This window comes from Vreelandella profundi (assembly GCF_019722725.1).
Lineage (GTDB): Bacteria > Pseudomonadota > Gammaproteobacteria > Pseudomonadales > Halomonadaceae > Vreelandella > Vreelandella profundi.
This window is the reverse complement of record NZ_CP077941.1, coordinates 2,463,133-2,479,078: the sequence shown is the minus strand read 5'-3', so window position 1 is coordinate 2,479,078 and position 15,946 is coordinate 2,463,133. Positions and strand designations below refer to the sequence as shown.

9 protein-coding genes are annotated in these 15,946 nt (G+C 56.0%); 4 read left to right on the top strand and 5 right to left on the bottom strand.

What is annotated here, in order from left to right:
* Positions 1–38 precede the first annotated feature (38 nt).
* Positions 39–755: a trimeric intracellular cation channel family protein gene (locus KUO20_RS11405; protein WP_235039978.1), complete on the top strand. Its 717-nt coding sequence runs from the start codon at positions 39–41 to the stop codon at positions 753–755.
* Between the two features lie 5 nt (positions 756–760).
* Here the strand turns inward: KUO20_RS11405 and KUO20_RS11400 are convergent, their stop codons facing one another.
* A complete protein-coding gene (locus tag KUO20_RS11400; protein ID WP_235039977.1) occupies positions 761–3,706 on the bottom strand; it encodes a translocation/assembly module TamB domain-containing protein in 2,946 nt (981 codons plus the stop codon).
* 109 nt (positions 3,707–3,815) lie between these two features.
* On the opposite strand from KUO20_RS11400, the gene KUO20_RS11395 reads away from it, so the two are divergent.
* On the top strand, positions 3,816–4,523 hold the full coding sequence (locus KUO20_RS11395) for a DUF3581 family protein (RefSeq protein ID WP_235039976.1): 708 nt from the start codon (positions 3,816–3,818) through the stop codon (positions 4,521–4,523).
* Positions 4,524–4,548: 25 nt separating this feature from the next.
* On the opposite strand, the gene KUO20_RS11390 is transcribed toward KUO20_RS11395, so the two are convergent.
* The 4 genes from KUO20_RS11390 to KUO20_RS11375 all read right to left on the bottom strand — a co-directional run bounded on the left by KUO20_RS11390 (position 4,549) and on the right by KUO20_RS11375 (position 13,079).
* Positions 4,549–6,273 carry a potassium/proton antiporter gene (locus tag KUO20_RS11390; RefSeq protein WP_235039975.1) on the bottom strand — a complete coding sequence of 575 codons (1,725 nt, stop codon included), beginning with the start codon at positions 6,271–6,273 and terminating at the stop codon, positions 4,549–4,551.
* A 118-nt stretch (positions 6,274–6,391) separates the two neighbouring features.
* On the bottom strand, positions 6,392–7,258 hold the full coding sequence (locus tag KUO20_RS11385) for a transglutaminase family protein (RefSeq protein WP_235039974.1): 867 nt from the start codon (positions 7,256–7,258) through the stop codon (positions 6,392–6,394).
* Positions 7,255–9,666, bottom strand: coding sequence for a circularly permuted type 2 ATP-grasp protein (locus KUO20_RS11380; RefSeq protein WP_235039973.1), 2,412 nt, complete (start codon positions 9,664–9,666; stop codon positions 7,255–7,257). Before KUO20_RS11380 ends, KUO20_RS11385 begins: the two co-directional genes overlap by 4 nt.
* Positions 9,667–9,728: 62 nt before the next feature.
* A complete protein-coding gene (locus tag KUO20_RS11375; protein WP_235039972.1) occupies positions 9,729–13,079 on the bottom strand; it encodes a transglutaminase family protein in 3,351 nt (1,116 codons plus the stop codon).
* 360 nt (positions 13,080–13,439) lie between these two features.
* On the opposite strand from KUO20_RS11375, the gene KUO20_RS11370 reads away from it, so the two are divergent.
* Together KUO20_RS11370 and KUO20_RS11365 are read left to right on the top strand one after the other, a co-directional pair.
* Positions 13,440–14,921, top strand: coding sequence for a circularly permuted type 2 ATP-grasp protein (locus KUO20_RS11370; RefSeq protein WP_235039971.1), 1,482 nt, complete (start codon positions 13,440–13,442; stop codon positions 14,919–14,921).
* Positions 14,922–14,925: 4 nt separating this feature from the next.
* Positions 14,926–15,942, top strand: a complete 1,017-nt coding sequence (locus KUO20_RS11365; RefSeq protein ID WP_235039970.1) for an alpha-E domain-containing protein — start codon at positions 14,926–14,928, stop codon at positions 15,940–15,942.
* The last annotated feature ends 4 nt before the right edge of the window (positions 15,943–15,946 follow it).

Here is a 15,946-nt window from a genome sequence, read left to right as displayed (position 1 = left end):
TGCCTGCCTTAATCGCAGGCGAACAAAAGGAGAGGGGCGTGTCGGGGGTGATCTACTGGCTGGATATGGCGGGCGTTATTGTGTTTGCGCTTTCAGGCGTTATTTTGGCATGCCGGTCAAAAATGGACCCGATGGGGATGCTGGTACTGGCAGCGGTAACCGGGATTGGTGGCGGTACCATTCGTGATTTAGTCCTGGGCGTACGACCGGTATTTTGGGTGACGGACCCGACGTATCTATGGGTGATTTTAGCCACGGTGTGCGTGTCCTTGGTGGGGTTTCACTATATCCATCGCCTTTCTCGTGGCTTTTTACCGGTGGCTGATGCATTTGGACTGGCGTTATTTACGGTGATTGGCACGCATAAGGCGCTGTTACTCGGTAGCTCCGGCACTGTGGCCGTATTGATGGGCATGATGACCGGCGTAGCGGGGGGTATGATCCGTGATGTGTTGGCCCAGCGAGTTCCCATGGTGCTGCGCGAAGAGATCTACGCCACCGCTGCAATGGCCGGTGGGATTGTTTACGTGGTGCTAGACGCCTTGGGCGTACCGCTGACGATCACCATTGGCGCCTCATTAAGCGTAACGCTAGGGCTGCGCTTAGCGGCAATTCACTGGCATTTAGCGCTGCCGGTGTTTGCCTGGGTCACTGTGCCGCCGAAAACCCATGATGAGAGCGCAGTGCCGCTGTCTAGCCCGCAAAAAGCCAAGGAGCGGGTCAGAATGATTCGTCGAGAGCGAAAAAAGCGCTAACACTATCATTCTGGGTGGTTAGTTTTTTGCCAATGATCAAACCATCGGCGCGGCTGTATCACCCGTAGGGTAGGTTCGCTGTCGATTAGCTCTACGCCAATGCCTAAGGCACCAATGCGGGCATAAAGTGCTCCGTTAGCGCTTTTGTCTTGCAGAGTAACGTCGGAGAGCAGCAGTAGCGGCCCGCCGGTAAGCGTAAGATCTTGCAGCCGAATACGTTGGTCGCCGACCTGCAGTCGAGCCGTGCCGTTAATATCGTGCACGTTTAACAATCTGCCTAGCCAGTCACTTTCACGGGCACGGGCTAAAAACAGCCGTGCCAGCAAGCCCGTATCGCGCATTCCTAAACGAAGCTGGCTCGTTAGGCGAATAGGGTCATCCCATTCAAGCTGCGCTTGATCCATACTGAGTTGTATCCACCAGCCGGCATCCTGTGCACCTTGCTCACTTAGCCGAAACACGTTTTCTAAGCGTAGAAATGAGTCGTTGGCGGTGAAGCGTCGCGCATCTAAATCGCCTTCTGTCAGGTTTAAATAAAATTCAATATCGCCACGTAAGCGCTGATCAAGTAGCTCCATGTCAGCACCAAAGGCACGAAGCGTGATCTCTCCCTGGGCCTCTAGCCCATCAAGCCGCCATTCGCTGGCAAGATTCGCTTGCCCGCCTAGCAAGCGAATCCCGGCATCGTCGGGCAGATAGCGGTTGTAGCGAGTAAAGTCTGGCACATCGATAATCGGCATAGCGATGCGGGTGACGAAGTGCTCCGGCAGCGGCGACTGAAGCACCTCGCTAAAACGATCGGTTTGGGCGGTAAGCGCAAAGTGGCGGCCTTCAAGGTGAGGGCGGTCGTCGTTTTGGCGCATCAGCGCAAATTGGGGGATACCCAGCGATAGCTGGGCCTGCTCAGCGCTATCCAGCTGAGCGGTGAGTTCACCGCGCCCGGTAGCCAAGTAGTCGAGAAAGGCGACCTCAAGCTGATTAGCATTCACGCGTAGCCGGGTAGGTGCTAGGAGTTGGTTATCGCGAAAGGCTCCTTGCGCAAAAAGCTGACCGCTGCCTGCCAGCGATAGGCCATGAGCATCGGGTAAAAAAGTATTTAAAAAGCCCAGCTGCTGCACGCTACCTTCAAGGGAAAACTGCCCGCTAGGCACGTTTTCGCGACGTTGAAATCGACCGTCGGTGAGAATCAAAATACTTTCTAGTTGCTCGTCAGGCTGCTCTAGGCTGGCCACTTGCCAGCTCAGCCGAGTGCCGCTGATATTCAACGCGGAGCTATCTAGCGCCGCTTGTCGAATAGGCAGAAAAAGCTGCATATCACTGGTTAGCGTGCCGGCGTTTTCACCGTGCTGCCAACGGGTGGTCATTCCTTCGCCGGAGAGATGCACTTGCCCAGTCGCCTGCTCAGACGTTAACTGAAACTGGCCGTGGCTGGTGGCTTGGCCGCTCAGCAGTTGAAGCGGGGCAGGCTCAGGTAATACCGCCCCCAGGTACGTTTGCAGTACGCTAATGTCGGGTAGCTGCGCCGCTTGCCAACTGAGCGTTGCCGTGGCTTCTTGGCGCGCTCTTTGTGTATCTAGCGGGCTGTTTGCCGTTAACGTGATGTCGGCATCGGCAAGCAATGTTTGCTGATGATGCGTTAAGGTTGCATTAGCGAACGATAAGCGGGCGTCAACGTATTCGTCAGGCGTGAGTCGTGCGTTTAGCGAGCCGCTACCCTGTGTTTTGAAATCCAGGGCCTCGGCAGCAAGTAGCGGTGCCTGAATGGTCAGCGCCGCATGCTGAGGGCGCGCATCAACGAGCGTGGCGCTCGCCTCTATTTGCCCATTGCCGGAAAGCCGTATGCCTTTGCCGTCAAGGGTCGCCGCTAAATAGCGATCAAACATGTCCAGGCGAATCACGCTGCCCTGTAAGGCAAGTGTGACATCGGTGGGAAGGTCAAGCCGGTCCAGCCGCTGATTGGATATCTGTGTGGCAAGGCGTAGTTCAGCATGTTCAGCATAGGGGTGAGTATCAGCAAGCGTTACGTTAGCCAGTTGGGTCGAAAAATGCAGCTGATCATTCTCGACCGCCAAGCGGACTTGGCCGTTGCCAGTGGCCGTGTGGCGCGGGGGAGGGTTGTCTGCAATGAGCCAGCGCGGTGAGCCACTGGATGTGCGTAGGCGCTGTTCATCGACCGCTAAACGCAGCGTTGGCGAGTCCAAGGTTAAAACACTGCCGTGCTGTAACTCGCCAGCCGTTAGATCAAGCGTGCCGGCTAAATCCCCGCGCCCCTCAAGAGTAAGCCAGGGCAGGGCATCAAGATAAGGCATGAAAACATCCCAGGCATCTGCCTGCGCCTCAATCTGAATCTGTGCAGAAAGCGCTGCCAATAGATCGGGATTAAGTTCGCCCGTTGCAGCGGCCACGGGTGTCACGCTGGTGAGCGTTGCCTCCGCGTTAAGATTGATATCGCGTACTAGCGTAGCTTGATCACTTAAACGAACTAAGCGGCCGTCAGTAATGGCCAGTGAAAAGTCGGGGATCGCTAAGGTGTCGCGCGTTAACGTGGTATCCGCCACGTGCAGCTGGCCCTGCGCCTCCAGGGCGATATCACCCACCGTGAGGCGGCGAATGCCTTCGGCATCCAGCGCTTCGATATGCAGCTCTCCGCGTAATAAGGCCAATAGAGAGAGCGAAAGCGTCGCCCGTTCGGCCTCAATGCTGATGGGCAGCGCCGCATCTTCGCGTGCTAAATACAGCCCCTCTACTTCCCAGCGCCCGGGGTGGCGGCTGGCGCCCTGTTCCCAACGTATCTCAATGCCGTCAAATTGAGAAATGCGCTCGGGCAGCCACTGGCTGTTGAGCAGCCAATAGCTGCCCGCCACCCAGATAGCGACGATAAACAGTAAGCCAATCAACACCCTTAATAGCAGGCGGGGAAGGCGATTTTTACGCTTGCTGGCATCTGACATAGTGGCTTCCCTAGCAGATAACTCCTGTTGAGCCGTATTTTATGGCATTATGCGCGACGTTGGGCACTGATGGGTTTTCGATTTCAACGCTAGGCAGGCAGCAAACGCCATGTTTAAGGATTTTTACGCGCAGCGCGGAGAGTATGTCGTGATCTCTGCAGAGCAGGCCAGCCGTTTCGCTAAAGGCGTGGCTGGCGATTACAACCCTATCCATAATCCGGGGGCACGCCGTTTTTGCGTTCCTGGCGACCTGCTATTTGTACTGGTACTGACAAAATTCGGCTTGTCGCGGGAGATGGAGTTTCGCTTCACCAACATGGTGGCGGCGGAGACACCGCTTAAATTTTGCGAAGCGGATAACGGCTCAATTCATGTCTGCGATGAGAGCGGGAAATGCTACTTACAGGTGCTGCGCAGTGGTGAGATTACCCACGACGTAGCCGCAGTGGAAGCCTTTGCGCGCTGCTATGTAGCGTTTTCGGGCAAAAACTTCCCGCACTATTTAAAACCACTGATGGAGCAGCATGGGGTAATGTTCAACCCTAAGCGCCCACTGGTAATCTACGACAGCATGGGCTTTTCACTCAAGCGCTTAGATGGTTTTTCACCGGGTTTAACGTTAAATCAATCGTCGCTGAGTGTTCAGGGGAAACGCGCGGATGCGCTGTTGGAGTTTTCCATTGAGTCTGCCGGTGAGGCAGTCGGGGTCGGTTCTAAAAAGCTCGTGGTTAGCGGGCTTTGCAGTTACGACGCAGACGAAATGGCCGCGATTGTAGAAGAGTTTTATCGCCTAAAGGCCGCTTACGAAACGGCCTAGGCGTTAATGTGGTGGATGGCTTCTCTTACTGATTAGGCTTTTCCTGTACCGTTAAGCCTACCGTAGTGATGCGGCCACCGAGCGTTTCTAGTACCGCCAACGTCAGCCCTTCAATCTGCATCGAGTCGCCAGCATTTGGCTGGCCGGCTAGGGCGTTGCGTAGCAGCGAATCCAGCGTCATATGCTGATCCTCTTCTTGGATCAACAGGCCATAGGAGTGGTGTAAATCATCTATCTTAGTGCTCCCCTTAAGCTTCAACTCCTGATCAGGTAATTCGTTGCTGATGTCATCCACGGCATCAGAGAACACGCAGTCAATAAACGGGCGCGTTTCAGGACGAAGCACCACAAACAGATGATCACCGGCCATTAACGTCGTTGAGCCACGCGGTGGAATGACATCTTTACCACGGGTAATCATGGCGACCACGGTGGTATCCGGCAAGGCCATTTGTGAAAGCCGCCTTCCTGCCGCCCTCGGGTGCTCGCTCAGCGTGTACTCAACGATATCAGCATCGACTTCTTCAATTGCCGTGATTTCAATACTGGCCGCTGATAAGGCGGGCGGCTTTTCAGTGAGCTTAAGCCGACGAGCGACGAGCGGAAGCGTCGTGCCCTGGATGGTGGCTGAAATAAGCACCACGAAAAACACCACGTTGAAGATTAATTCCGCTCCCTCGAGCCCAAACATCAGCGGGAAAATAGCCAGGATAATCGGTACCGAGCCCCGCAAGCCGACCCAGGCGACTAACGTCGTTTCGCGGGCGTTGAAGCCAAATAAACGCATAATCGGAATAACGGCAATCGGACGCGCAACCAGGATCAGCACGGCGGCGATGATGAGACCTTCAAGCCAGACATCGAGTAGCGAAAGGGGATTAATGAGGAGTCCGAGCACCACAAACATCATGATCTGGCTTAGCCAGGCCAAGCCGTCATGAAATAAGAAGGTGCTGCGTTGGAAGACAATTCTATGATTACCTATCACCACGCCGGTTAAAAAAATCGCTAGGAAACCGCTGCCTCCCACATTGGCCGAGATACCAAATGAGAGAAAGCCGCAGGCCGCGACCATCACCGGATAAAGCCCCGATGCGACAAGATGTATGCGATTAATGATTTTCACTGACGCCCAGCCGACCCCAAGCCCTACGAGTGCGCCCACCCCCATTTGGAGTACGAAAAGCTCCAGCAAGCCCACGCCTGGCTGCATGCCGTTAACCAGTATTTCTAGCAGGCCTACGGTCAGGAAAATCGCCATCGGATCGTTCGAGGCGCTTTCTATTTCTAAGGTGTATTTGAGTTTTTTGTTGATATGTATGCCGGCATTGCGCAGTAGGGAAAAGACCGCCGCTGCGTCCGTTGAGCCGACAATCGCACCTAACAGCAGGCCTTCCAACAATGGCAAATCAAGAATGTAAGCCGCCGCTAAGCCCGTAATAATGGCGGTGATTAATACCCCGAAAGTCGCCAGTAGCGCAGCGGGTTTCCATACTTTCTTAATTGAGGATGTCGGCGTTTGCAGCCCGCCATCAAATAGAATCATCGCAAGTGCCAGGGTGCCGAGCGCATGCGCACCGGCGGGGTTATCGAAGGCGATGCCACCAACACCACTCTCACCCGCTAACATTCCTATAACTAAAAACAGTACTAAAACAGGTAAGCCAAGACGCGCAGATAGCTTGCTTGACACGATGCCGACTAATATCAGTATCGCGGCAAGTAAAATGAGATGATCAACTTGGAACATAAACGTAGAGCCCTTTTAAATAGTACTGAGTACACGAAATGACAGAACGTTATTTGGTTTTCCATTAATAGTTACACAACAAATAACTATTACTACGCCGAGATAGACAGAATGCGCGTTAGCCTGCAGCGGGCAGCACATCAACATTTACCTCCAAACGATGCTCGCCACCGCCATTCATCACGCCTTTAAGCGGCGCCACGTCGGCATAGTCTCGCCCCCAGGCGAGCACGGGGTGCTGCTCGCCGGGCACGGTGCCGTTGGTAGGATCAAGTGCCAACCAGCCCCATTCAGGAATCCAGGTGGCCAGCCATGCATGAGAGGCATCCGCGCCAATTAAGCGCGGCTGCCCAGCCGGCGGCTGAGTTTCCAAATAGCCGCTGACGTAGCGGGCCGTGAGGCCTATCGAGCGTAATGCGCCAATGGCTAGATGAGCGAAGTCTTGGCAGACGCCGCGCCGATTGGTGAGCACTTCGCTCAGCGGCGTCGCTAGCGTGGTGAAGCTTGGGTCGTATTCAAACGTGCTGTGAATCAGATTGTTAAGTGCTAATGCCGCTTCAACTAACGGCCGGCCCGGCGTGAAACACTCGCGTGCGAAAGCGGCTAATGTAGGGTTGCGGCGAATAAACGGCGAGTCTAAGCGATAGAGCTGAACGTCAAAGCGAGCGTCTTGGCTAAGATGTTTAACGACGTCTTCCCACGCTGGTGATGTGCTCGGCAGCGCGGCCAGCGGCTGAGTGCTCAGCGAGGTTATCACCGTGACATCCAGACGCTGATGAACGTCTTCCATGGCGAAATACAGTACACGGTTGCCAAACACATCGCGGCGCTCCATTTGCACCTGCGGGGCAGGGCTAATGTGCAGCTCAGAAACGCCACACTGCTGGTGGGGTGTTTCTCGTGGCAATACACGCGCTTCACTATGGCACAGCGTGACCGGGGCGCTGTAGTCATAGCGCGTAGTATGCCGCAGCGTGTAGTTCATGCATTGGGCTCCATGCTAACCAATTGGCGCGGGCGCTCCACGTGGCTGAAATGGCTCTGACCAACGGCTTCGGAAAGCGCGCTTAACGGTTCAATGAGAGCATCCAGCAATTGTTCTAATGCCTTTTGTGCCGAGGGTGTATCGGCTAAGTGGCTTAAGCGATCAATGTCTGCAAGGTGCAGCGCCGCATTGGCTTGAATTAATAGCCGCCGTTCAGCGTTACGATAAGGTGACGTTGTGCCGGGTAAACGCTCCATCTGACGCTCAAGGCGTTTGAGCATGTAGCCCACCGAGCGTGGGTTGGTTTCATCGAACAGCAGTAAATCTAGAATCGCCGCTGGATGAAGCTCGCTGCGATAGCGCCGCCGGTAAGCGGTGAAGTTATCGGTCGTCGCCAGCACTACTTCCCACAGGGCCAGCCCCGGCGTGTGCGAAGCATTGAGCGTCAGCTTAAGTAGCGAGAGAAGCCCCAGCACGCGGTCTAAGAATCGGCCAATATCCATAAAGCGCCAGCCATAGTGATGTGGCATGGTTTCGTTACACAGCCCAAAGAAGGCCGCCAGCTGGGCAGAGAGACCTTCACAGGCACGCCGTGCAGCGCTGGTGCCTAGGCTTGGATTAAACGTCGCTATTCGTTGGCGTAATTGATGTACCACGCGCCAAGAGTCGTCACCTAAATGATCACGCACGCTGCGGGCATTGCGCATCAGCTGTGCAAACAGCGGCTGCAAGGCCTGGGGGTCGACATCGTCAAACTGAGCCAGCAGCGCCGTGCGCTTCTGATCAAAGCCAACGAGCGGTGCCAGAAGTCGGTGTTCGTCGTCTTCATTGAGCGTGGTGATATCCAGCGCCAGCAGCAGCTCATCAAGCAGCTGGTCAGCAATCTCGTCCTGGTCATACTCCATTAATCTCAGCAGCGCTTCACGCAGCAGGCGAGCGCGGGTATCTAGCCTTTCGCCATAGCGGCCCAGCCAAAACAGGCTTTCAGCCACTCGGCTAGGCAGGTCTGTTCCATCGCGAGTGGCCACCACCGGGCCTCGGGCCTGGCGTAGCTGGCTAACATGCGGCTGAGGTGAGGCAGCCGTGACCCATACATCTTTAACGACTGTGCTGCTGAGCGAGGGGGAACCGGGCTCACCAACCCAAGCTAGGCCGCCGGGCATGACCTGGTATTCGCTCGTCGCAGGCGTTTTAGCGGCGCCACCAGCAGGCGTGCGCGTCACAAAGCAGCGCAGATTGAGCGTGGTGGGCGCTAAACGCTGCAGGTAGCTGTCAAAAATGGGTGCGGTGGCTGGCTGAGTCGTGGCGTCGGCATTGGCAAGCAGTAACGTTTCGCCCAGTAGGTGCTCGCACAGCGCAGGCAGGTAGTCGGCGAGTACAGGGGATTCCAAAATACCGACCCCCAGCGCGTTAGAAAGCGCCACGCCGCCAGCACGCATCGCTTGCAGTAGCCCTGGCACGCCGAGCTGAGAGTCACCGCGTAGCTCTAGCGGGTCGCAGTAACTATCGTCGCAGTGGCGCAATATTACATCCACTGGCTGCAAGCCACCCAGCGTGCGCAGCCACACCTGGGTGTCGCGCACGACTAAATCCTGGCCTTCTACCAGCGCAATATTGAGGTAGTTGGCCAGGTAAGCGTGCTCAAAATAGCGTGGGCTTGCTGGCCCCGGCGTCAACAAGATAAGCGTCGGGTTATCGCGGTGTTGGTAGGCCATGGCGATAAGCGTGCGGTGATGCAGGTCAAGAAAGCCGGCTAAGCGTTTAAGCGGCGCATTGCGGTACATGTCCGGCAGCGCGCGCGCCATCAAAATACGATTTTCAAGCGCAAAGCCGGTGCCTGAGGGCGCTTGCAGCCGGTCTGCCATTACCCGCCACTGACCCTGTGTGTCTTGAATCACATCCACGCCGTGGAAGGTGATCGGGGCGTGATCTTTAGGCAGTGAATCGTGGCAAGGCAGCAGTAGGTCTGAGGAGGCGAGCAGTGCCTGAGTTGGCAGCAAGCCGGCATCAAAGAGCGTTCTAGGCCCGTAAATGTCATCATAAATTGCGGACAGTAAGCGGCTGCGCTGCGTGAGCCCCGCTTCCAACGCTTGCCACTGGGCTTCATCAATCACCCAGGGGAGTGGGTCCAGCCGCCAAGAACGCCCCTGGGCTTCGTCGTGCATATTGAAAATCACGCCGTTCTCGGCTAGCAGGCGCTGAATTTCTTCATGCTGATGATAACGGCCTTCTGGGCCCAGGGTTTCCAAAGAACCCAGCAGGCTTTGCCAGCCAGGGCGCAGCTGCCCTTGGCCATCAAGCATGGCGTCAAATGTGCCGGGCTGTCCCTTGCCTAGCTGATTCAAGTAGTCCTCAACGAGCCCGTTAGCGAGCGGCGCGATAAGAGAGGGAGAGACAGGGGCCGTCATTTCCTTATAATCCTGAAAAGTGAGGGGCGGATTATCCTGCACTGAACGCTAAGAGAAAAGCATTAGCTTGGCGTCCAGCGCAGGTCGAGCGTTTGCGGCAGCTCAAGGCTGGGTGTTTCCACCTTGGGTACCTGATGCCCATGACGATGGCCGCTATCACTAAAGCGCCCTAGCCGCCGCGCTTCGGCTTCAAAGGCATTGACTGGGAAAGTGTCGAAATTGCGCCCGGTAGGGTGCACCACATAGTAGGTGCAACCCGCAACAGAGCGCTGGTTCCAGGTGTCGATAACGTCAAATACGAGCGGCGCGTGGATGGGAATCTGCGGGTGCAGAGCAGAAGGCGGCTGCCAGGCACGGTAGCGCACGCCTGCAACCGCTTCACCGTTTCGGCCGGTGGCGGCAAGAGGCACACGGCGTCCATTGCAGGTCACTACATAGCGGTCGCCGCTCATGCCGCTGACTTTGACTTCCAGGCGCTCAACCGAGGAGTCGACGTAACGCGCCGTGCCGCCTGCGGAAGCCTCTTCGCCCAACACGTGCCACGGCTCGATGGCTTGGCGCAGCTCTATATTCAGCATGGGGGTTTGCAGTCGACCATGCAGCGGAAAGCGGAACTCAAGGAACGGGGCGAACCATTTAAGATCAAAATCAAAGCCGTGATGGCGTAAGTCGCCCAGCACGTCGTCAAGGTCATTCCATAAGTAGTGGGGCAGCATCCAACGATCTTGCAGTGCGCTGCCCCAACGCACCGGCTTAGCGCGATACGGCGTTTTCCAGCAGCGCGCCACCAGCGCGCGTATTAGCATCATCTGCATAAGCCCCATTCGGGCATGCGGCGGCATCTCAAAACCACGCAGTTCTAACAGCCCTAAACGCCCGCTATCGCTATCCGGCGAGTAAAGCTTGTCGATACAGAACTCGGCACGATGCGTATTGCCGGTTAAGTCAGTCAGCAGATGGCGCAACAGCCGATCGACCAGCCAAGGTTGAACCACCTCGCCTTCAGGTATTTGCTGAAGGGCAATTTCTAACTCATACAAGGCTTCATGGCGCGCTTCATCAACCCGCGGGGCCTGGCTAGTCGGGCCAATAAACAAGCCCGAAAACAGATAGGAGAGGCTAGGGTGGTGCTGCCAGTAGGTGACTAGGCTGGCAAGCAAATCAGGGCGGCGTAAAAACGGCGAATCCTCCGGCGTTAAGCCGCCTAGCGTGACATGGTTGCCGCCGCCGGTACCGGTATGACGGCCATCAAGCATAAATTTTTCGGTGCCCAGGCGTGTTTCCCGCGCTTCGACGTACAGCCGTTCGGTTTGCGCCACCAGGGTTTGCCAGCTGGCAGCGGGCATAATATTGACCTCGATCACGCCAGGGTCGGGAGTGATCATGAAGTTTTCCAACCGTGGGTCTCTGGGCGGCGAGTAGCCTTCTACCATCACCGGGCAGGCAAGCTCTTTCGCACACTCTTCGACGGTGCTAAGCAGGTCAAGATAGTGCTCAAGGCTGGTCAGCGGTGGTAGGAAAATGTGTAAACGTCCGTCGCGTGGCTCCACACACAGGCTGGTGTGAATGACGCCGCTTTCCCGGTCGGTGTCTGCTCGCGGCTGCTGTTGAACGGACTCGCCTTCAGGATGTGACGAGCTGGGATGGCTAGAGCGGCCCAGGCGTTCAGCATCGCTAATATGCAGCTGTTCGACATTTCTGCGCGCGACTTCGCCATGAATATCGCCTAGCGCTGGGCGGTGGGCGAACAGTGATTCCGGCTGAGGCTGCTCTTCGGGGTCTGCCCAGGGAAGCGCCGCAAGCGGTAATCGCAGCCCCATGGGGGAATCGCCGGGCACTAGGAATAGATGCTCGCGCTTGAGCGGCCAGCGCCCGCTTTCCCAGCGATGGGCCTGGCTAAGCGAATGGCGCAGCGGCAAAGCGTAGCCAATCACTTCATCTAAGCCTTGTTCTAATAGGCGAGCTAAACGCAAGCGTTCGGCATCGTCCTTCAGATTCGTTTCGCGGGGATCAACATTGACCGGAAGCGACTGCTCTTTCCAGAGATAGTAGTAGGTGTCCTCGAACGCAGGAATCCAGTAGCGTGCAGCCACGCCCAGGCGCTCGCTAAGCGCCTGGGTGAAACGTTGAGCCAGTGTGTCATTTACATCTACCTGGGCGGCGCCCTCCAGGCAGGCCAGCCATTGAGGATCTCGCCATAGCGGCACGCCATCTTTGCGCCAGTAACAGGCCAGCGCCCAGCGCGGTAACGGCTCGCCGGGATACCACTTGCCCTGCTGTTGTTGAATAGCGCTACCGGGTGCGTAGGCATTCTGCAGGCGCGTAAGCAGCGCCTCGGCTCGTTCACGCTTGTGCTCGCCCAGTGCTTCGGTGTTCCACTGCGGGCTTTCCATATCGTCAATGGAAACAAACGTCGGTTCGCCGCCCATGGTCAGGCGGACGTCCTGCTGGAGGAGTTCGGCATCTACGTCATCGCCTAGCGTGCAGATCCGCTGCCACTGCTCATCGCTGTAGGGCTTGGTGACGCGCGGGTCTTCGTGAATGCGCGCTACTTCCATGGTCACGTCAAACGTGACTTCACACTTGTCGGAAAAACCAGTGATCGCGGCCGCGCTGCCGGTAGTTGGGGTAGCGGCTAGCGGTATATGACCCTCGCCAGCGAATAGACCCGAAGTTGGGTCCAGCCCTACCCAGCCTGCGCCGGGCAGAAATACCTCGGTCCAGGCGTGTAGGTCAGTGAAGTCGACCTCGGTACCGCTAGGGCCATCCAGCGCTTTAACATCGGATTTAAGCTGAATGAGGTAGCCCGAGACAAATCGAGCAGCTAGCCCGAGATGTCGAAAAATCTGCACCAGCAGCCAGGCGCTATCGCGACAGGAGCCGCTAGCAAGCGTTAAGGTTTCTTCGCAGCTCTGCACGCCCGGCTCTAAGCGCACGAGATAGCCGATATCGTTCTGCAGGCGCTGGTTAAGCGCGACTAAAAAATCAACCGTCGTGGTGGGCTCGTGGGATACATCCTGAAGCCACTTTATTAGCAGCGGTCCCGATTCGGTAATTTCCAAATACGGGCTGAGCTCTTGACGCAGCGCTTCTGGGTAAGCAAAGGGAATCGTTTGCGCGATATCGTCTAAGAAGAAATCGAACGGGTTAATGACCGTCATCGGTGCGATGAGCTCGACGGCAATCGTTAACTCTTTACGCGGCTCTGGAAAGACCACCCGTGCATTGAAGTTACCGAACGGATCCTGCTGCCAGTTCAAAAAGTGGTCGTCGCCAGAAAGCTTGAGGGAGTAAGCCTCAATGTGCGTGCGACAGTGAGGCGCCGGACGCAGCCGAATGACATGGGGCGAAAGACGCACCGGGCGATCAAAATGGTAGGTCGTTCGATGATACAAGGCAACGCGAATGGTCATGGGCCACCCTCAAAAGAACCGTTATCAACCGTATGGTTGGGATAAGGAATAACCGAACGTTTCGCAAGTATCGTTCCACTTTTACTATTTTGCAGCCGGTATCTTAACTAAGGCGTTTAACTAAAGTGGAAAGCGCTGTGTGCACTAATATAACACCCACTTATTGCACCAAAATAATGCGAAACGGGCCGTTAATTTGATTGCTCGCCTTGTCCAATAACGTTTGCGCTAGCAAGCGTTGAAATATCGCCAAAGATGGTACGTATTTTGCTCTCAATTGTTTGATTGTTTTGCGCGCAGCAGGCCTACACTGAGCATTGAGGAAGTTGCTGCTTCCACCCCAGCGCTAGGAGAGCGCCCATGAGCCAAGTGAATTGGAATAACTATGCGTGTCGTGACTATTACGATGAGCTGATGGCCGCACCGGGTCAGCCGCGCGAGTCAGCGGGTGAATTGTGCAACATGTTGGCAAGGTTTAGCGCCGAGGAATTGGCCGAGCGGAAAACCGCGGCCGAGATCGCGATACGCACCATGGGGATTACGTTTACCGTCTATTCAGAAGGCGCAATGATTGATCGCGCTTGGCCTTTTGATATTGTGCCGCGGATTATTCCCGCCAGCGAGTGGCGTAAAACAGAAGCGGGGCTTAAACAGCGTGTGCAGGCGCTGAATTTATTTATCGACGATATTTATCACGATCAAAAAGTTATCAAGGATAAGGTGCTGCCGGCTGAGGTGTTGGCCCAATCAGTTAACTTTCGCCCCCAGTGTGTCGGGATTAATCCGCCCCATGGCGTGTGGGCGCATATCTGTGGCTCTGACTTAGTGCGCGATGGCAGCGGTACGCTGTATGTATTGGAAGATAACCTGCGCATACCTTCCGGCGTGTCTTACATGCTTGAAAATCGTAACGTTACCAAGCGAGTGCTGCCGGAACTATTTGCCTCAGGCAAGATTTTGCCGGTAGATGATTACGTCGCGCAGCTTTACGACATGTTGGCAGCTATGTCGCCGCGCCCGGGGGATGAACCACAGATCGTCGTACTTACCCCAGGGATCTATAACTCTGCCTACTTTGAACATGCCTATCTTGCCCAGCAAATGGGAGTGGAGCTGGTACAGGGGAGTGACCTGCTGGTCGATGACGATAATGTCGTTTTTATGCGCACCGTAGAAGGCATGCGCCGAGTGGATGTTATTTATCGCCGCGTTGACGATGAGTTTTTAGATCCCGAAGTGTTTAATCCTGACTCTATGCTGGGGGTGGCAGGCCTAATGCGCGCCTGGCGGGCGGGCAAAGTGGCGCTGGCCAATGCGCCCGGCGCTGGCGTGGCAGATGACAAAGTCGTTTATGCCTTTGTTCCCGCGCTGATTCGCTACTATCTCGACCAGGAGCCGCTGCTGCCTAACGTCCCCAGCTACCTGTGTATGTTCGAAGACGACCGGCGCTATGTCCTCGATCATTTGGATGAACTCGTGGTAAAGCCTGCCAATGAGTCGGGTGGCTACGGCATGCTGATTGGCCCACGTTCAACCAAAGAAACGCGCGAAGAGTTCGCGCGACTGATTAAAGCTAATCCGCGCAACTACATGGCTCAGCCCACCCTGGCGCTTTCGACGACCCCTACGCTGGCGAATGGTGTGCCGCAGCCGCGCCATGTGGATTTACGGCCCTTTATTCTTTCAGGGCCTGAAATTCATGTGACCACCGGTGGTTTAACCCGAGTAGCGTTAATAGAGGGCTCGCTGGTGGTTAACTCTTCCCAAGGCGGTGGCAGTAAAGATACTTGGATTGTGGAAACCGATGAAAAAGCGGCAGCGGCCGCGGTGAAAGGAGACTAACGCCATGCTGTCACGCGTTGCAGAGAACCTTTACTGGATGGCGCGTTATATCGAACGTGCGGAAGATACCGCGCGTCTGTTAAGTGTTAACAGCCATCTAATGCTTGATTTGCCAGGGCGCCTACCGTTGGGCTGGGCACCGCTCATTGATATGACTGGCAGCCTGGAAACTTTTAAATCGCGTCATGACAGCTTTGATGAGCGCAACGTAGTGCACTTTTTGTGTGCTGATCCCGATAATGATATTTCGATTATTTCCGCACTCGCCAGTGCCCGCGAGAACTTAAGAACCACGCGGGACGTTGTGCCAAGAGAGATATGGGAAGAGGTCAATCAGCTTTACCTGAGTGTGGCCGACCATGCCGAAAATGGCGTTAGCCCAAGGCGCCGAGATAGCTTCTTAAAAAGTGTGATTCGCGGATGCCAGGCGCTAACGGGGCTGATTGAAGGCACCTTAAGCCACGGCCCGGCGCGAACGTTTATTGAGCTGGGCCGCCAGCTAGAGCGCGCCGATATGACCACGCGTATTGTTGACGTGCGCTCTGCCAGCTTGCTGCCCCAGAACCCTGAAGAGCTGCTGCCGTTTGAAAACCTTCAGTGGATGAGCGTACTTAAATCACTAACCGCTTACCAAATGTACCGTCAACAGGTGCGCCTGCGTGTGCGGGGGCCGGACGTACTGCGCTTTCTACTGCAAGACCCAAACTTGCCGCGCTCGATTGCTTGCAGTCTTGAAACGTTGCTCCATGAGCTTACGCTATTGCCCCGACAAGACCGCCCAGCGGCGACTGTTTCGCTGGTACGTGCCGACGTGGTGGACGCCGATATTCAAGCGCTGGCGCATTCGCCCAGCAAGCTGCATGCGTTCATCGATGAGCTGCAGATTGGCTTTGCCGCCATTCACGATACGCTCAGCGCGACGTATTTTGTTAATGACGACAGCGTGCCGCGCGTGGCGCAATCGCCGGGGCAGAGCCAAAGTCAAAGCCAAAGTCACGCTGGCGATAACGACAACGACTAGCCGG